Source organism: Pedobacter folensis, from assembly GCF_056490665.1.
This window is the reverse complement of record NZ_JBWJIF010000001.1, coordinates 1,061,857-1,080,117: the sequence shown is the minus strand read 5'-3', so window position 1 is coordinate 1,080,117 and position 18,261 is coordinate 1,061,857. Positions and strand designations below refer to the sequence as shown.

Below are 18,261 nucleotides of genomic sequence, written 5' to 3'. Positions count from 1 at the left end.
CAGGCGTCAAGTTAGCCGCTCAAAACATTGATGGGCAATTTCATATTCTTCGTTGGTTGGAATAACCAGGATTTTTACTTTAGCGCCTGTTTTATTAATTTCTTTCAACGCTCCATGGTAGGCTGCATTTTGATTTGGATCTAATTCAATACCCAGATAATCGAGTGCTGAACAAACGGCCTCACGCATATTGCTGTCGTTTTCACCCACACCTGCTGTAAATACAATGGCGTCTATACCATTTAAAATAGCCGCATAAGCGCCAATAAATTTTTTGATCCTGTAAGCATACAGTTTTAATGCTAAAATTGCAGCTGCATTTCCTTCGCTGACCATTTTTCTGATATCGCGCATGTCACTTGAGCCACCTACACCTAAAAGTCCTGATTGTTTGTTAACCAGGGTACTTAACTGCTCTAAAGTATATCCTGAATGTTCCATTAAATGAAAAATAACCGACGGATCGATATCTCCAGAGCGTGTGCCCATCATTAATCCGCTTAGCGGGCCAAATCCCATACTGGTATCTATCGATTTACCATTTTTAATGGCTGTGATGCTGCAGCCGTTACCTAGGTGTATGCTGATGATTTTACTTTCAGCCTTATTTAACCATTTAATGGCTTGTTCGCTTACATATTTATGGCTGGTGCCATGAAATCCATATACCCTGATGCCATGTTCTTTGTAATACCATTCCGGAATCGCATAACGATAAGCCTGTTCCGGTATGGTTTGGTGAAATGCCGTATCGAATACTGCAATTTGTTTAGCATTTACAAAAGTTTGCTCGGCTACTTCAATACATTTATAATTAACCGGATTATGCAGCGGAGCAAGTGAAAACAGTTTTTTGATCTGATGTTTTACCTCGTCTGTAATAAGGGTTGCACCTGTAAAATGTTCGCCTCCATGCACTACACGATGGCCAACAGCCGCAATATCATCAGGACTGGCTATTACTGCATATTCCCCTTCAGTGAGTAAAGCTAACACCTGTTTTAAACCTTCACCGTGGTTAGCAATAAAACCAGACTGTTCAATGTTATACTTTTCGTTATTGCGATAAACGCTATGTTTAATAAAGGAGCCTTCAATGCCAATACGCTCTACCAGGCCGCTGCAAAGCGGCGCTTTTTCAGGCATGTTAAAAAGCTGGTACTTTAAAGAGCTACTTCCCGAATTGATTACTAAAATGTTCATATTAAATATCCTGACATTGAATTGCTGTAATTACAACGGTATTAAAAATATCATCTACCGTACAGCCACGGCTCAAATCGTTTATTGGTTTATTTAGGCCTTGCAGCATTGGACCAATGGCTAATGCGCCGGTTTCACGCTGTACCGCTTTATAGGTGTTGTTACCTGTATTTAGATCGGGGAAGATCAATACACTCGCCCTGCCTGCAACCTCAGAACCTGGTAATTTTTGTCTACCCACTAATGGATCTACAGCAGCATCATATTGTATCGGACCTTCAATTTTTAATTCCGGATGCCTTGCTTTTACGATGGCCGTAGCTTCTCTTACGCGTTCTACATCTTCACCTTCGCCTGATGTGCCGGAAGAATAAGATAACATGGCAATGCGTGGCTCAATGCCAAATTTTGCGCTGCTTTCGGCTGAAGAAATTGCGATTTCTGCCAGCTGCTGAGCAGTAGGATTGGGGTTTACCGCACAATCGCCAAATATGGCCACCCGTTCGGGCAGGCACATAAAGAAAATGGATGAAACTACCGATACACCTGGTTTTGTTTTAACAAACTGTAAAGCAGGCCGGATGGTGTGTTGGGTAGTATGAACGGCACCCGAAACCATGCCATCGGCATCACCTTTATAAACCATCATTGTGCCGAAATAAGAAACATCGGTCATCATATCTCTGGCCATTTCGAGGTTTACATTCTTGGCTTTTCGCAATTCATGTAAGGTATTTACATAATCATTGTAATGAGCCGATTGTCCCGGGTTATGTATTTTTATCGTATTGGTATCCAGATTTAATCCAAGCCTTTTAATGGTATTGGTAATTTCGGTTGGATCGCCTAAAAGCGTAATGTCTACAATATCCTGGGTAATGAGTTTCTCCACGGCTTTTAAAATGCGTTCGTCATTTCCTTCCGGTAAAACGATGTGTTTTTTATCGCGTTTGGCCCATTTAACCAATTGATATTGAAACATATGCGGCGTAATGCCCTGATAGCTAAAAGTGATGATTTTATCATCAAGTGCTTTAATGTCAACATACTTTTCGAAAAGCTCTATCGCCACCGCGATTTTCTTCTTGTTTTCGATGGTGATTTTTGAGTGAATACCACCAATCGTAGTAGTGGTTTCGAAAGTGCCTTTTTGTACCGCTATTATGGGGATAATGGTCTGTAAACCTTCAATCAATTTAATAATCGGCTCATCGGGTAAACTGCCAGCAGTTAAAACAATACCCGCAATTTTTGGATAATTGGCCGATAAATTGGCCTGAAGCGCACCAATAATGATATCGCCACGATCGCCAGGCGTAACAATAAGCAAGTTATCTTTAATGTGCCTTAAAAAATTAGGCAACATCATGGCGCCGGTTACAAAATTGTCGACCTGGTTATCCAATAGTTCAGATCCAAAAAGCACTTCGCCACCTAAAGCCAGTGTAATTTCCTTCATCGTTGGACTTTGCAGACCAGTTTCAGTTGGAATAACGGCAATCAGCAGTTCTGCGGGTAATTGATTACTTAAGGCCTGTTTAATACGATCTGCTTCTTCAGGATTGACCATATTGGCCACTACGCCTAATACCTGTACATCGCGCAACAGGAAGTTTCGGTAAATGTTGATGGCAGATTTAAAAAGCTGACTGGCGGTTTTATTTTTCCCGGATACGACAATTAAAACGGGAGCACCCAGGTTTTTGGCCATTAAGGCGTTCGATTCGAACTCAAATGCCATGCCTTCGCCTAAGAAATCGCTTCCTTCAATTACCGTGAAATCATAGTTGTCTTCTAATTTTTTATATTTACTGATAATGGTATTGATAATGGTACCGCTATCTTCAGATTGATGCAACATTTCTTGCCGGGTAAAGGCAAAGGCATCTTCATATTTAACAGGGAGCGAAAAATAATCCAGCATGGCCTCCACATGTTCATCCTTTTTATTGGGATCGTCTTGTGCAATAATCGGTTTAAAATAGCCTACTTTTTGCGTTTTGGCCAATAACATATTGATCATCCCGAATGCAATTACTGATTTTCCGGTATAGGGTTCGGCTGAAGCAATGAATATATTTTTTGTCATAAATAAGGATCAATGTATAGGAATAACCAATTATGCCCAATATAGTTGGAAATATTTATTTTAAAAACTAAAGCAGGTTAAGTTTTAAAGACGGCATAAAATAATTACTTATTCTACACTTTAAATACCATCTATAGGCGAATCGTCAATTACGGATGTAATCATTAAGATCTAAAATTGGCCTGACTTAAATGGTCTTTTAGTTGCCAATAGGATATGATTTTAGGATAGCGGCGTTATGCGTTTGATTCAATCAAGAGTTTTAACATCTTTAAACGATGGATAAGCGGAAGATTCACTTTTGCATCGGGATTGAGTTTTAAGGGCATGAAATGACTTTCCAAAAAGTGCTCGTAATCGGTAATCACATTAGCCTGGTTGAGGTAAATAGGCACCTGTTGTTTTCCTGCCTGGGTAAAAAACTCTTCTAGCTGCTGTACTTCTTGGATGGTCATAATGCAAAGTTATCATTCTATTTTGAGCAGACGGAATTAAATTTATTTGATAGCTGGTATCTGCCTAATGCTCAATCATAATGATTTTAAAATATGGTTAGGTTATAGCCCTGGGTTGTTTCTGTACTAAGAATTTTAGTTTAAATTTGTGCTTCCCTAATAATTGTTTTTAATGGTGTGGCAAGCGCATGGATAATAGTGAAATAAGAAAAGATATTCATCGTGTTGAAATAATTCCGGATGTTTCAGCACTCAAAAAAGAATATTACCGTAAAGAAACGGCATGGCACCGCGATTGGAAGCTGGCTTTCCCACCGTCGTTTAGGGAAGTTGCCTTTTACGATGCGGCCAATACCGATATCCACCGGGCAGATATATTTACCCCATCGGGTTATACCATTGAGTTTCAAAACTCTCCAATAACAGCTGCCGAACTGCACAGCAGAGAGGCATTTTATCCAAATTTGATATGGGTATTAAATGGTAAAAAATTTAAAGGCTTTAAAATATTGAAACATTTGCCTGATGTGGATGATCCGAAATTAAAGGATTATGAGTTCTGCCATTCCGATCACCTTTCGATGGTTAGAAAAGCAGAAGTTATGCAGGGGCTCCCTAACCCCAAAATACTTAATTTTTACCATCCCGAACTTCAGGGAATTAAACTCACCTCAAACCTATATTCTTTTTGCTGGAAACAACCCCATAGTGTGTGGTATCTGGCTACTGCAAAAATTATTGTAGACTTAGGTGGACATTTTTTGTATGAGCTAAAACAACGTCAGCAGTTAAATGGCAATTACCCATATCTAAAAATGTTGAGTAGAAAAACCTTTATCGATTGGCATACCCCGCCAGAGATTTAGATTAAAATCAGTTAGCATTCATCAGAAATTACCATACAGCCATGTAAATGATTAATTACAGGATGCAGGTGTGTGAGGTGAACTATTTTCTGGTAAAACTGCTCAGGTTGAATATAATTGTATGATATGGCTAAATGAGAATCATTTAAATAATAATGGGCATGTTTTTTGGGTTATTTTTTGAAAAATATTAATAATGCAACAATTTAACGCTCCTCAACAAAAATGTATCATTATCGACGATGATCAACTTAGTATTGATATTTTAAGCAATTTTATCGCCCGTACCGGAGTACTAACGGTTGTGGCAACATATACTGATCCGATCGAAGCTATTCTGGCCATTAGAGCAATATCGGAAATAGATTTTTTATTCCTGGATATTGGGATGGAAGTATCGGGAATAGATGTAGCTAAAGTGCTCCGCGATCATGTTCGATACCTCATTTTCGTTACTTCGTACGAAAAATATGCGCTTGATGCATTTAATGTTTATTGTGATAAGTTCATCGTTAAACCCATAACTTACCATAAAATAGAGTCGGCAATTAAAGACATTCTCAGGAAAGAGCACCGCGATAATTAAAAAAGCATTACCCAATTCAGCTATAGCTCTGCTGCTAATTTGAAACCTGGAGGGCTGAAATGGTTATTTCAATACCTGGTTTACACTAGCTAAACTGGGCTTTTTGAGCAATTAAAAACGGTTGGTAATGCTCAGTTGCTCAGCTAAGTAAGCCGAGATCTTCCAAAAGGCGGTTAACAAAACACAATAATTACTAATTCTTATTTGGACTTGATCTAAATAGAGGCTATATTTGCCGAAAATAAAAATGCCACACGGTTCGGACCCGTGTGGCTAAACCGGAAATCCGGCTCACCTTTAATCTCCATTAAAAGCCATGCAAATTAAGAAAATTTTGCTATTGGGCATACTATGTGCCTGTGTAATTTTTACTTCAGCCCAAAATCGACTATCGAGCATATCAGGGCAAATCAAAACCAACGACGGAAATCCGCTTCCTGGCGCTACCGTTAAAATCCACAAAACCAATTACGGTACACTAACTGATCCAAATGGGAATTTTAAACTCTCTAATATTCCGGTGGGTAATTATACCGTACAGGTAACTGCAATTGGTTTTAAAACGCAGAAAAAGGAAATTAAGGTAACTGATGGGGAGATAAGCACTTTAAGTTTTAGCTTATCCGAATCGTCAGAGCAAATGGAGACGGTTAACGTAATCGGCAGAACAGCAAATCAGGAAGTAAACAGACAGGCCTTTAACGTAACGTCTGTTGATGCCAAAAAACTTTACAATACGACACTCGATATTTCCGGTGCTTTAGATCGGGTAGCGGGTATACGCGTAAGAGAATCGGGAGGGGTGGGTTCAAACTTTAACCTTTCACTAAATGGTTTTTCTGGCAACCACGTGCGGTATTTTATCGATGGTATTCCGATGGATAATTTTGGTTCGTCCTTCCAGATCAACAACATTCCGATTAACGTAGCAGATAGGATTGAGGTGTACAAAGGTGTGGTACCGATGTGGCTCGGATCAGATGCTTTAGGTGGCGCCATTAACATTGTAACAGGCGATCGTTACCGCAATTATATAGATGCTTCTTACTCTTTTGGTTCATTTAACACACACAGAAGCGTCATTAATGCCGCCGTTACTTCAAAAAACGGACTAACTGTTCAATTAAATGCTTTCCAGAATTATTCGGATAATGATTATAAGGTAAATGTAGAAGCATCAGATATCTGGACCGGGGCATATGCACCAAATGCCTTGCTCAAAAGATTTCATGATACCTATCATAACGAAACATTAATTGCCAATGTAGGTGTGGTGGGCAAAAGTTATGCAGATAAACTCTTATTGGGTATTACGGTTGGTCAGAATTATAAAGAAATACAAACCGGTGCCAGAATGGTTTCTGTTTTTGGGGGCTGGCATAGAAGAGGTAATATCTTAATGCCTACCCTAAAATATAAAAAGGAAAACCTGATTAAAGGTTTAGATGTAACCATTAACGCCAATTATAATTTAGGTAATGAGCAGAATATAGACACTTTAAATGTTAGGTATGATTGGTACGGAACATCAAAACCAAATGGCTCAAATGGCGAACGCGCGAGAAGTTTATATAAATACAAAAATAACAATGGTTTGGCAACAACCATGTTAAACTATAAAATAGACGATCATCAATCATTAGCGCTAAGTAATGTATTCAGCACGTTCAACAGAAAGGGTAGTGATGAATTAAACCCAACAAACGCAGAATATGAACGGCCAAAGAAAACCAATAAAAATGTTTTAGGCTTAGGTTACAATTTCGATGTAAAAGATAGGTGGAGTGCAACAGTTTTTGGTAAGTACATCAACCAAAACAATGTAAACGGAACCGGCAATAACAGGGGCACAAATAATTTAGGTAAAATGGGTTATGGATCTGCACTAAGCTACTTTGTTAACCGAAACCTGCAGTTAAAGGCTTCTTATGAGCTCACTAACCGGATGCCGGAAGCGCAGGAAATATTCGGTGATGTAGAAAATCAGGATGCTAATCCTAATCTGAAACCTGAACAAAGCGATAATTTCAATCTGGGTACCAGCTACGGTTTCGTTATCAATAAGGATCATAACTTCTCTATTTCTGCAAATGCCATCTATAGAAATGCAACTAATTTTATTTATAACCGGTTAAATCAGAACCAGGCCAAACTGGTAGCAGATAATAGAGATGGAGTTAGGACTATAGGCGGGGATGCAGAAATCCGTTATTCCTATAAAAACTGGTTAAGTGTGGGCACAACTTTAACCTACCAAAATTTAAAAAACCTGCAGAAATACGAGCGAGACCTGAATACAGGAGAATTACTTCCAACCATAAGTCCTGTTTATCTCGACCAGATGCCGAATATTCCTTATTTGTATGGCAATGGAGATATCTCTGTTTCACTAAAGAACGTTGGCAAAGGCAATAATTTAACCATTGGATATAACTTATTGTACGTACATGCTTTCTGGTTGTACTGGCCAAGCCGTGGGGGCAGAGGCGAAGATGCAGCGAAAATGGAAATTGCCCAGCAGTTTAATCACGATTTAAATCTGGTTTACAGTTTGAAAAAAGGACGTTACAACATTGGTTTAGAGGCCAAAAATTTAACCAACGCTGCCTTATACGACAATTTCAGCTTACAAAAGCCAGGCAGGGCATTCTACCTGAACCTCAGATATTTTATCAATACAATCCATAATTAATCCATTAAAAAAAGAATATGAAAACAAATTTTACCAAAGCGTTTATCGCTTTAGCTTTCGCAGCTGTACTTAGTTCTTGTTCAAAAAAAGAAGAAGGAGAAAGCATACCTAATAACCCTGGTAATTTTATCCTTACCGTAACGCCGGTGGCTTCAACTGGTGTTGCAGATTATTTACTTACGGCCAGTGATTTGGAAAAAGGTAGTATTTCTACTGCCGGTAATGGGATCGAGCAGGATGGAACTTATCGCTATTATGTTACCCATAACAACAAATTCTTTAGTTTGCTTTACGGCCAGGGAAACCCAGGGGCAGTAACCACTTATAACATATTATCAGGTAAATTAAACAAACTTTCAAATTTTCAAACGGAAACCGTTCAGGCATTTGCGCCGGTTAACGATGATTTATTATTGTTAAAAATTCCAAGAAATTTAACGACTCCGTTGGCAAACTTTTATCGGGTAAATACAAACAGTCTTTTAATTGCCGGAGAAGGAACCATCGATGCAACAGCACCTGCCAATAATGGAGAAATAGCACATTTTAGCTGGATTAAACAAGTTGGAAATAAAGTTTATGCACCGTTTTTTTGTATCAACGGCAGCAGATTCTGGACTAAATACCCTAACACCGCCTGGATAGCTGTTTATTCTTATCCGGAAATGAAGTTAGAGAAGGTAATTAAAGATGACAGAACAAGTTTTATTGGCCGGTATTTTACAGATGGGTTAGGCTTGGTTGAAAACGGTGATGTTTATGCTTTTTCTACTTCTGTGGCTGTTGATGACAATACCGAAACCACCGATGTACTTACAGATTCTAAAATTACCTCTACCAAACCCTCAGCCATTACCAAAATTAAAGCGGGTACCACTGAATTCGATTTAACTTATTTCCTTGATTTTGAAGCAGCTTCCGGAGGTTACGTCATTACCAACTGGCTTTACATTGGCAATAACAATTTTATTGTAAATGCATCACTTAAAGCCGAAAAAGGTGCTTATGTAGTGGGCAAAACAATCGGTGTATTAAATGTGGTAGATAAAACATTTAAAAAAGTAAGCGGATTGCCTGTAGAAAGTGCGATTTCGAGCATCACCACCAACAATTATACACCAAAAGATGGAAAGGTGGCCTATGTAGGTTTTAACTTAAAAGACGGTACCAGCTATGTATATAAAATAGATGCTGCTACACTAACTGCTACAAGAGGCTTAAAAGTAGAAGGCGGATTGATTACTGCCGTTCAGTACTTAAAATAATCTTCATACCAATCATCCCTAAAAACTAAACGAACAGAACAATGGCAACGGTAAACAAAACTATTCCGGCAAAGAAAAAAAATAAAGATTCACTATTTACGAGGATCAATAAATGGCTTCATCTCTGGCTTGGCCTAATATCGGGCGTCATTGTTCTTATTGTTTGTATAACAGGCTGTATCTGGGTTTTTAATGAAGAAATTACAGGCTTATTGGAGCCTGAAACCAAAATTGAAAAGCAAGATAAACCGGTAATCAGCCCCTCACAGCTGAGTACCATTGCTTTTAAACTTTATCCTGCAAAAGTACCCGCTTACGCCCAGTACCAGCAGGGAAGAGCAATTAGTTTAAACTTAAAGGGGAAAAAGGACGAAGGTAGACGGGGAGGGGGAACGATCTTGAAAATTAATCCTTACACCGGCGAGGTGATTAGTACCGTAGTTCATAAAAAAGGAGAGGTAGATTTTTTTAGGTTTATCCTCAACGGTCACCGTTTTTTGTGGCTGCCTTATGCCATCGGAAGGCCGATTGTAAACTATGGAACCATGATATTTGTGGTGTTGTTAATCACGGGGCTAATCTGGTGGTATCCTAAAAAATGGAACAAATCAACCCGCGATAAGAGTTTCAAAATTAAGTGGGGTGCCTCATTTAAAAGGGTAAACCTCGATCTGCACAATGTGCTTGGCTTTTATTCTTTAATCTTTTTGCTTTTTATCGCTTTAACAGGAATGGTTTATGGCATTAAATGGTACAGCGAAGGTTTATATTGGGTAACCTCTGGTGGTGATAAATTAGGCGATTTTCAACGGTTAGAATCAGATTCTTTAGCCCTTGGCAAGTTTTATACCCCACAGAAAGCAATGGATCTGGCCTGGGAGAAAGTAATTCGCCGTCACCCAAAATCCGAAGGTTTTTATTATAATTTTCCCGATACTTCAAAAGCGAAAGCCACGATCAATATTACGGTTTATCCGAATACGGGTCAGTTTTATAATAATCAGGGTTATACTTTCGATCAGCATACTTTAAAAGAATTTAAGCGCGAAGGTGTTTATTCTATTGCATATGAAGAGGCTGGTTTTGGCGGTAAACTCAGAAAAATGAACTACGACATTCATGTAGGAAGTATTTTGGGCTTTCCGGGTAAAGTGTTGGCTTTTTTAGCCTCGTTAATTGGCGCGAGTTTGCCAATAACCGGTTTCCTAATCTGGTACGGAAGGAAATTCAAGAAAAAACCAGCTAAAAAAGAACCCGTTTTAACAGGAGCCGGAAATAATTCAGAAGGTTTTAAGCCGAGGGCTAAAATTCCGGTTAAAAAGGTAGAAGAAGTTTTCTAAGGTTCGTCATTTCGAGCAAAGTCGGGATGACGACGATTTGTTAAAAAAGGAAACCCGGACATTTGCCCGGGTTTTCTTTTTTAAATCCTTTTACAATTTTACCTTTTTAGCTTTTGGTTCAGGTTTTTCTGGTAATTGTATCGATAAAATTAAATCAATGCTTTCCGAATTGGTTTCGTAATCTGCTGCAATTTTTTCCCATCTTTTTAATTCTGATTGTAAGGTTTCGATTTCCTTACCTAATGATTCGATCTTATTCTGGATTGATTTTCTAACGTTTGTATTTGCCATAACACAAAATTATGATTTGATGGCATATCTTTAAACATCTTTGCGGTAAGGTTGCCTGTAAAAAATGCTAAGTGTTCTATTTCAATGAGTTTTATTCTCATAAAATTTTCAACAATAGTGAAGAATCACTGAATTTGCACACCATAGGCATATAATTGTGCAATCATTTGCTATTTTTACCCAACATCCCTGATTAATATGAAGAAAAATAGCAGCTGCGATCTAAAAACCTGTTTTATGTGCCAACTTACGCTAAAAGAATGGCATCCTGCCATTGAGGCCCACAAACGGAATTTTATTGCTAAAAAAGGGGAAGTAATTATCAAAGAAGGTGATCCGGTGAGCGGTGTTTACTTTGTGACTTCGGGCAATGTAAAAGTGCATAAACAATGGGGCGATAAGGAACTGATTTTAAGATTTGCAAACGATGGGGCGATAATCGGACATCGGGGAATCAGCAGCCGTATTTCCACCTATCCGATATCGGCAACGGCTTTAGAAACCACTAAACTTTGTTTCGTTGACATCGATTTTTTTAAAAGCACCATAAAAGTAAACCAGGAATTTGCCTACGGTTTATTAATGTTTTATGCTGACGAACTGCATGCCTCGGAAAAGAAAATGCGTAATTTAGCACTCATGTCGGTTAAAGGAAGGCTTGCCGTGGCTATCTTAGGACTGAGGGATCAATTTGGATTGGATGCTGAAGGATTTTTAAATTTAGCATTAAGCCGTCAGGATCTGGCTGCTTTTACGGGCGCAACTTACGAAACCGTTTTTAGGACCATGAATGAACTGCTTGCTGAAAAGTTAATCGTAGTGAAAGGAAAGCAAATCGGTATTTTAAACGAAGCCGGGCTGACAGATTTGAGTAACAAATAATTAAGGTTTATATGTTGGGAATCGTTTTATGCGGTGGACAGAGTTTACGGATGGGCACCGATAAGGGTTTACTCAGCCATCAGGATAAACTATGGGCGCAGGTGGCATGCGATAAGTTAAACTTGCTTGACCTTCCCGTAAAATTTTCAGTTAATCCATCACAGCAAGAAACCTATGCAGGTTATTTTGGGAAGGAGCAGTTAATTGTAGACGATCCTTCACTTGATATCAGAGGGCCATTATTAGGTGTGCTTTCTGCCCATTTATCAAATCCTGAAGAAGATTTGTTTTTATTGGCCTGTGATATGCTGATGATGGAGGCCCGAATGCTGGAAAAACTTATCCATTCATTTAAAACTGATCATTCTTTTGATGCTTATATTTTCATTAAGGATAAGCAGCAAGAACCCTTGTGCGGGATTTATAAAGCTGCAGGTTTGAAAAATATAATGCACCTGCTTCAAACCAGCGGTTTGCCTAAACACAGTATGAAATACATTTTAAGCAATTTGCATGTTTGTGAAATTGTGGTTGATGACGCTGATTATCGTTACTTCGGGAATTTTAATTCTCATGCCGAAATTAATGGCTTATAATAATTGCAAAGCGGATTGATCAATTTTAGTGAAATTATTTTTCTCTCCCTCGCAAAGCGTGCAACAATAATCATCCGGTAAATCTTTAAATGCTGTGCCCGGATGAATGTTGTTTTCAGTTTCTCCGATCCGCTCATTATAAACAGTTAAACAGTTATTACATTGATATAGAAAATCGCCATCTTTTATTATAGTTTCTTCTGTTTGAAAGCTTTGTTTTTGTTTACCTGTTTTGATGGCATTTAAACGATATTTATAGAACTTGAATATCGAACGCCTTATTTGTTCTGGCAACAGAAAGCTGGGGTTACTTCGGCTAAAAATCTCACCGGTACGTTCATTGGGATTAAAATCTTTAGCACAAAGGATATCATAAACGGGGAATAGTTTTAATCCCAATACATCAATCAAGTGGCGTTTTTGGATCAGGATACTGCTAAAAACCTCACTTTTTTTACGGGTTTTAATGCCGAAGCAGATCCCAAATGTTCGGGTATCATCAATGCTTAAATGTTTAACCAGAAAGCTTTTTAATGCCAAACCTTCGTTGCAGTTATCTTCTACCTGGAAATTTAGCTCGTTGGCTGCATGCCTCATATTAATCTCAAATTCTTCAAGCAGCGCATTCCAAAGGTTTTTATCTTTCTCGTCAATCCCTTTTATAATGATGGTTTTCCAGGAAGTACAACACAACTGACCGAGTTTGGTGTCTAAACAAAGTTGACACAGTTTCTTTAAAAATGCAATGCTGAAAAGTTCATCACGCCTGTAAATCCCCAACCAATATTTGTTGTTGTAACGGTTTAAACCTTCGTAGTAAGGCAGGTTGAATGAAGATAAGGATACCGTATTTTCAGCTGGTTTAAGGATGAGGTTTTCTGGATCTAATTGTGCAAAAAGATCTTCGCCATTAGCCAAGGCATTATCCACAAAGCTTGTGGGGTTGTTTTTAATGATAGTTTCTAATGCTTTGGTTACCTGAGCGATATGATTGGTGTAGCAGAGTTGGTTCCACTCGTAGGTTACATTGGTTTTTGGAAAGCGAATAATCAAGTGCCAGTAATGTTCTGATTGTGAAGAGGCAATCCAGTTGATATTGCCTGTTAGCATGGGCCTGAAACTCTGGTCACTATCGCAGATATTTACTTTTATGGATGGTTTAAAATCGATGTCATCCAAAATATCTTTATACACACCTTCGGTAAGCCAGGTTTTACGGATAAAAATTTCTTCAGCTGGGTAAGAGCTGATGATGTTCGGGAAATTATTGCTGTCTACTTCATAATCGATCCCGAGTTTATTCATTTCACCCGTAAAGATGTCAATATTGTAGGTTGTCGTATCAATCAATAACTGCTGGCGGAGCCCAAAACGAACATATTGTATCCTTGCTTTTGTTGCTGCAACCAGAATGTTGTACAGGTTGCCCGGTGATATGATGCCACCTGGAAAGTTAATGATGATGGTTTGATACATAGCTTAACTGTTTAGAAGTCCAAATTCTACTATTGCTTTAGGGAAGTTCTTGTTTTCGTGTCCTGGACGGCATAATTTTAAAAGTGCAAACCTTTGGATATTGGTGAGTTTACGCCACTGGTTTATGGAAAGCTGAAGTTGCAGCTCGGCCGATTTTTCGCTCAGCATCGAAGGGATTTGATGCAAATTTCCCCAGTCGGGTAAAGGGTCGATCGCCATTGTTGTAGCCTGGTTTCCGGTATATTTCGTAATCAGGCCTATCAGAAATTGATGGTACTTATCTGTTTGTTCCTGAGTTGAAACCGGTAATAGCGCCAGCTGGATTCTTTCTGATGGATGAAATTTGCTCCATTCTGCCAATTTTAACTTTATTCCTGCAGCATCCATCTTAAAACGGACAACCATAGGAATGCAACGCATATTTTCTTCAATAAAATCTTCTTCGAACTTAAAATATTCAATCCCTTTAAGGTTTTTAAATTCTGAAGGACCCATTTTTAATTTCATCATTTTGTTTAATTATAAATATTCTTTAACAATCTGTCGTCATTCCCGCCCAGGCGGGAATCTTAAAGCTTATTGTATTCCTGGTCGTTTACTAATGACAATTTCCAAAAATCGATCGTCATTGCGAGGAGGAACGACGAAGCAATCTTTCCAACCTACGATAAAGATTGCTTCCCGAAGAATCGGGACAAATAGCCGAAACACATCAAAGGGTATTTAATCAAAGTCCTTCGACAAGCTCAGGATGACAACTCGTATTATGATACAAGCTTATGAAGAATCACCGAAATCTATCATTTCTTTATTTTAATCATCTCTTTAATGTTTCAATGCGTTACGTCATGCTGAACTCGTTTCAGCATCTTTTTTACCGGATAGATCCTGGGCCCGAAACATTCGGGACAGGAAGACGGATCGCCAAAACTTATCATGTATCTGCTAAAACCGGCTTAGGTTCTGTTTTTAAAACGTTTACAAACGAATCCAAAATTGCCTTTACTTCTGGCCGGCAACTGCCACAGCCCATTCCCGCACCTGTTAACTGGCAGAGCTGCAAATGATCTTTACAGCCATCTTTTATTTTATTGATCAGATTGCCCTCGCCAACATTATTACAGCTGCAAACGGTTTTGCCAATAATTGGCTCTGTGGTTTTACCACTCCTTAATAACTGAAGCCTTTTTTCACTCAGCTCCATTTTATTTTCGATCAGGTTTCTGAACTCCAGGAATTCACTTTTGTCGCCAATTAATATCGCTCCAACCAGTTTATCGTTGTGTACAATGCATTTTTTATAGTACCGTTTTGCTTTATCGATAAAAACAATTTCTTCGTAGGTAGGGTCGTTATTGGGTATCTCGGCCAGGCCTAAAGAGCAGAGTTCTAAACTGTGCATTTTGAGGATATTCATGAGCAAGCTGCCCTGGTAAAATTTCGCAATATCTCCGCAAAGAAAACGTGCCACGATTTCGGCCTGTTGTTCTGCTGCTGCGGTAATGCCATACATCTGGCCTTTAAATTCGGCAATTTCGCCAATGGCATAAATATCCTTTTCATTGGTCCTCAGGTATTCATCCACTACAACACCTCTTTTGCATTCTATACCGGCTTCTTTAATCAGTTCGGTATTAGGCACCGTGCCAATGGCGATTACCAGAGATTCGCAATCGATTAATAATCCGCTTTTTAAACGCATGCCCGAAATGCTTTTTTCGCCGATAATACGGTCTACCTCATCGTTATAGAAAATTTCGATGCCCTTGCTGATCAATTCTTCATGCAGTAATTGACTGCCCAGTGCGTCTAACTGGCGCCCCATTAATCTCGATATCCTTTGGATGATGGTCACTTTTGAGCCGGTTTCGGCCAGTGAAGTGGCCAGTTCGATCCCCAGTAGTCCACCACCAACAATGACAACTTTCCCATTTGTGGTATCAACATGTTTTTTAAAGCTGTCGGCATCGTTACGACTGCGCATCGTAAATATACCATTTAGTTTAGGGATATCTTTAAGCACAAAAGCCCTGCTTCCTGTGGCCAGAAGCAGAACGTCGTAAGAGTGGATTTCGCCATTACTATCGGTAACGGTTTTATCTTCTTTGTTAATTTTGTCGATACCCAACCCCCGGTGCAGTTTAATCCTATAATCGGTTTCCTCGCTATCGCTCATTTTAATGAGGTTATGCCAGGGCAAAGTGCCAATAATATAATCGGGGAGAAGTACCCGGTTGTAAAAGGGGAAATTTTCTTTGCTAAAAATTTCGATATCATCTTCGGTATTTAAAGCCCTGTAACTTTTAACAAAACCACAGGCGCCTGCACCTGCCCCAATCACAATGATCTTTTGTCGCGCTTTTTTGTACAGTTTTACTTCTACTGCACTAAACTTAAAATCAGGTTCTTTGCTCTGTGGATCGACCAGGTTATTCGTGAGGTTATTCACCCGGTTTAAATCACTTTTTAAGATTTTTCCCCAGTGCATGGGCATAAAAACTACTCCGGGTTTAATATCTTCAGAAAATTTTGCTTTTACACGAACATTTCCCCGCAAACTTGAAATTTCGATGATGTCGCTGTCTTTAATGTTCCGAATCTCGGCATCAATGGGGTTAATTTCTAAAAATGACTCACTAATGTGCTGGTTCAGTTTATTTACCTTACCTGTTTTGCTCCGTGTATGCCATTGATCCCTGATTCTTCCGGTGGTTAAAATCAGCGGATGTTCAGGGGTTAAAGCTTCTGATTGGTTTTGATCATCAAATGACAGGATATTGGCTTTTTTGTCAGGGGTATAAAACTGGTGATCGGTAAATAACCTGGCTGTTCCAAATGCTTTTTCTTCTTTTGGGTATGGCCATTGAACAGCTCTTTTTTCTTTTAAAATCTGATAATTGAGGCCGCTGATATCAATATTGGTTCCTTCGGTTAAAGCTGCATGCTCATCGTATATTTCGGAAGCGTTTTGAAAGTCGAAACCATGATAACCCATTTTTTTTGCAAACCGGCAGATAATTTCTGAATCTGCTAAAGCTTCTCCAGGTGCTTCGGTTACTTTACTGAGGTAAGAGATATAACGACCTGCATTGGTCATGGTACCCTCTTTTTCTACCCAGGCCGCTGCAGGTAGAACTACATCGGCATATTTTAAGGTTTCTACTTTGTTGCTAATGTCCTGAACGACTACAAATTTTGCTTTTTTTAATCCTTCTTCGGCTACACGAACATCGGGCAGGCTGATTAAAGGATTGGTGCATAAAATCCATACAGCTTTGAGTTTTCCGGTATTTAGTTCATCGAACATTTCGGTGGCGGTTAAGCCTGGCTTAGCTTGTATGGTACCCAATGGGATCTGCCAAAATTTTTCAACCTCATTACGGTGACTTTCGTTGGCTAAAACGCGGTGTGCAGGTAATAAATTACTTAAACCGCCAACTTCGCGGCCACCCATGGCATTTGGTTGTCCCGTAAGCGAAAATGGTCCGCTTCCAGGTTTGCCGATATGGCCGGTAATCAGGTTTAGGTTAATTAATGAAAGGTTTTTATGGGTACCCACCACGCTTTGGTTAAGTCCCATCGTCCACATGCTGATAAAACCTTTTGCATTGCCGATGTAAGATGCGGCTAAACGGATATCACTTTCTTTGATGCCACAAATAGCTGCTGCCTCGGCTACTGAGGTTTCAAAAACGGTGGCGTGGTATTTTTCGTAACCATTGGTGCTGTTGATTATAAAATCAGCATCAATTTTTCCATCTTCTATTAAACACCTGCCAATGGCATGGTGAAGGGTAATATCAGTGCCCGGGTTAAGCTGTAAATGGACATTGGCAAGCGAACAGGTTTGTGTTTTCCGGGGATCGCTAACTATGATTTTTAAATCAGGATTTTTCTCCTTTGCGGCTTCAACACGGCGCCATAGGATAGGATGGCACCATGCCGGGTTTGCGCCTGCAACAAAAATACAATCGGCAATTTCAATATCATCATAACTAATGGGCACGGTATCTTCACCAAGGCTCATTTTATAACCAACAACCGCACTGCTCATACATAAGCGGCTGTTGGTATCGATGTTATTACTACCGATAAATCCTTTAATTAATTTATTTACTACGTAATATTCTTCAGTTAAACATTGTCCGCTGGCATAGAAAGCCACACTATCGGGACCATGTTTTTTAATCAATGCTTTAAAAACTGCTGCTGTTCTTTCCAGTGCGGTATCCCAGCTTACCTTTTGGAGGGGCATGTTTTTGTTGTAGCGCATTTCGGGGTAAAGCAGCCTATCGCTTTTATCGTTCGCTGTATAGTGAAGATTCATGCCTTTACTGCACAACATACCTTTGTTTACAGGATGGTTTTTGTCTCCTTCTACAGTGATGCGCTCATGGATATCTTTATTGACCACAATGCCACAACCCACTCCGCAGTAACAGCAGGTAGTCGTTTTGTTTGGCGATATGTTTTTTTCTTCTTTCAAATGATCTGCTTGTATAATAGGTGTTGTTGGCGCT

General features: G+C 39.2%; 14 protein-coding genes. 7 read left to right on the top strand and 7 right to left on the bottom strand.

Features of this window, described 5'->3' with window-relative positions:
- Positions 1–6: 6 nt before the first annotated feature.
- From AC04QZ_RS04380 to AC04QZ_RS04370, 3 genes are all read right to left on the bottom strand, one after another.
- Positions 7–1,203: an acetate/propionate family kinase gene (locus AC04QZ_RS04380; protein WP_086546551.1), complete on the bottom strand. Its 1,197-nt coding sequence runs from the start codon at positions 1,201–1,203 to the stop codon at positions 7–9.
- Position 1,204: 1 nt separating this feature from the next.
- Complete coding sequence (gene pta / locus AC04QZ_RS04375) at positions 1,205–3,292, bottom strand: phosphate acetyltransferase (RefSeq protein ID WP_478356722.1); 2,088 nt, start codon at positions 3,290–3,292, stop codon at positions 1,205–1,207.
- Positions 3,293–3,528: 236 nt separating this feature from the next.
- Positions 3,529–3,747, bottom strand: coding sequence for a DUF6965 family protein (locus AC04QZ_RS04370; protein ID WP_086546549.1), 219 nt, complete (start codon positions 3,745–3,747; stop codon positions 3,529–3,531).
- Positions 3,748–3,935: 188 nt separating this feature from the next.
- Between AC04QZ_RS04370 and AC04QZ_RS04365 the strand changes: the two genes are divergently transcribed.
- From AC04QZ_RS04365 to AC04QZ_RS04345, 5 genes are all read left to right on the top strand, one after another.
- The gene (locus AC04QZ_RS04365) at positions 3,936–4,613 is read left to right on the top strand and encodes a competence protein CoiA family protein (protein WP_478356721.1); all 678 of its coding nucleotides are present in this window, start codon (positions 3,936–3,938) and stop codon (positions 4,611–4,613) included.
- Between the two features lie 196 nt (positions 4,614–4,809).
- The gene (locus AC04QZ_RS04360) at positions 4,810–5,199 is read left to right on the top strand and encodes a LytR/AlgR family response regulator transcription factor (protein WP_478356720.1); all 390 of its coding nucleotides are present in this window, start codon (positions 4,810–4,812) and stop codon (positions 5,197–5,199) included.
- Positions 5,200–5,515: 316 nt separating this feature from the next.
- Complete coding sequence (locus AC04QZ_RS04355) at positions 5,516–7,891, top strand: TonB-dependent receptor (RefSeq protein WP_478356719.1); 2,376 nt, start codon at positions 5,516–5,518, stop codon at positions 7,889–7,891.
- A 17-nt stretch (positions 7,892–7,908) separates the two neighbouring features.
- Positions 7,909–9,156 (top strand): DUF4374 domain-containing protein, encoded by a 1,248-nt coding sequence (locus tag AC04QZ_RS04350; RefSeq protein ID WP_478356718.1) that lies wholly within the window; start codon positions 7,909–7,911, stop codon positions 9,154–9,156.
- Positions 9,157–9,197: 41 nt separating this feature from the next.
- Positions 9,198–10,496, top strand: a complete 1,299-nt coding sequence (locus AC04QZ_RS04345; RefSeq protein WP_478356717.1) for a PepSY-associated TM helix domain-containing protein — start codon at positions 9,198–9,200, stop codon at positions 10,494–10,496.
- A gap of 90 nt (positions 10,497–10,586) precedes the next feature.
- Here the strand turns inward: AC04QZ_RS04345 and AC04QZ_RS04340 are convergent, their stop codons facing one another.
- Positions 10,587–10,787 carry a hypothetical protein gene (locus tag AC04QZ_RS04340; RefSeq protein WP_086546544.1) on the bottom strand — a complete coding sequence of 67 codons (201 nt, stop codon included), beginning with the start codon at positions 10,785–10,787 and terminating at the stop codon, positions 10,587–10,589.
- 237 nt (positions 10,788–11,024) lie between these two features.
- On the opposite strand from AC04QZ_RS04340, the gene AC04QZ_RS04335 reads away from it, so the two are divergent.
- Entirely contained in the window at positions 11,025–11,669 is a 645-nt protein-coding gene (locus tag AC04QZ_RS04335) for a Crp/Fnr family transcriptional regulator (protein ID WP_478356716.1), read from the top strand.
- Between the two features lie 11 nt (positions 11,670–11,680).
- On the top strand, positions 11,681–12,265 hold the full coding sequence (locus AC04QZ_RS04330; RefSeq protein WP_478356715.1) for a molybdenum cofactor guanylyltransferase: 585 nt from the start codon (positions 11,681–11,683) through the stop codon (positions 12,263–12,265).
- Here AC04QZ_RS04330 and AC04QZ_RS04325 read toward each other — a convergent pair.
- The 3 genes from AC04QZ_RS04325 to AC04QZ_RS04315 all read right to left on the bottom strand — a co-directional run bounded on the left by AC04QZ_RS04325 (position 12,260) and on the right by AC04QZ_RS04315 (position 18,227).
- Complete coding sequence (locus AC04QZ_RS04325; protein ID WP_478356714.1) at positions 12,260–13,741, bottom strand: rubredoxin; 1,482 nt, start codon at positions 13,739–13,741, stop codon at positions 12,260–12,262. The genes AC04QZ_RS04330 and AC04QZ_RS04325 overlap by 6 nt on opposite strands.
- A 3-nt stretch (positions 13,742–13,744) precedes the next feature.
- Positions 13,745–14,251, bottom strand: coding sequence for a nitrate reductase associated protein (locus AC04QZ_RS04320; protein ID WP_086546540.1), 507 nt, complete (start codon positions 14,249–14,251; stop codon positions 13,745–13,747).
- Between the two features lie 424 nt (positions 14,252–14,675).
- Entirely contained in the window at positions 14,676–18,227 is a 3,552-nt protein-coding gene (locus AC04QZ_RS04315) for a molybdopterin-dependent oxidoreductase (protein ID WP_478356713.1), read from the bottom strand.
- Between the last annotated feature and the right edge of the window lie 34 nt (positions 18,228–18,261).

Excerpts from the sequence above, each read along its gene's own strand:
- AC04QZ_RS04380 (WP_086546551.1), bottom strand. The coding sequence starts at position 1,203 with ATGAACATTTTAGTAATCAATTCGGGAAGTAGCTCTTTAAAGTACCAG.
- pta (WP_478356722.1), bottom strand. The coding sequence starts at position 3,292 with ATGACAAAAAATATATTCATTGCTTCAGCCGAACCCTATACCGGAAAA.
- AC04QZ_RS04370 (WP_086546549.1), bottom strand. The coding sequence starts at position 3,747 with ATGACCATCCAAGAAGTACAGCAGCTAGAAGAGTTTTTTACCCAGGCA.
- AC04QZ_RS04365 (WP_478356721.1), top strand. The coding sequence starts at position 3,936 with ATGGATAATAGTGAAATAAGAAAAGATATTCATCGTGTTGAAATAATT.
- AC04QZ_RS04360 (WP_478356720.1), top strand. The coding sequence starts at position 4,810 with ATGCAACAATTTAACGCTCCTCAACAAAAATGTATCATTATCGACGAT.
- AC04QZ_RS04355 (WP_478356719.1), top strand. The coding sequence starts at position 5,516 with ATGCAAATTAAGAAAATTTTGCTATTGGGCATACTATGTGCCTGTGTA.
- AC04QZ_RS04350 (WP_478356718.1), top strand. The coding sequence starts at position 7,909 with ATGAAAACAAATTTTACCAAAGCGTTTATCGCTTTAGCTTTCGCAGCT.
- AC04QZ_RS04345 (WP_478356717.1), top strand. The coding sequence starts at position 9,198 with ATGGCAACGGTAAACAAAACTATTCCGGCAAAGAAAAAAAATAAAGAT.
- AC04QZ_RS04340 (WP_086546544.1), bottom strand. The coding sequence starts at position 10,787 with ATGGCAAATACAAACGTTAGAAAATCAATCCAGAATAAGATCGAATCA.
- AC04QZ_RS04335 (WP_478356716.1), top strand. The coding sequence starts at position 11,025 with ATGTGCCAACTTACGCTAAAAGAATGGCATCCTGCCATTGAGGCCCAC.
- AC04QZ_RS04330 (WP_478356715.1), top strand. The coding sequence starts at position 11,681 with ATGTTGGGAATCGTTTTATGCGGTGGACAGAGTTTACGGATGGGCACC.
- AC04QZ_RS04325 (WP_478356714.1), bottom strand. The coding sequence starts at position 13,741 with ATGTATCAAACCATCATCATTAACTTTCCAGGTGGCATCATATCACCG.
- AC04QZ_RS04320 (WP_086546540.1), bottom strand. The coding sequence starts at position 14,251 with ATGATGAAATTAAAAATGGGTCCTTCAGAATTTAAAAACCTTAAAGGG.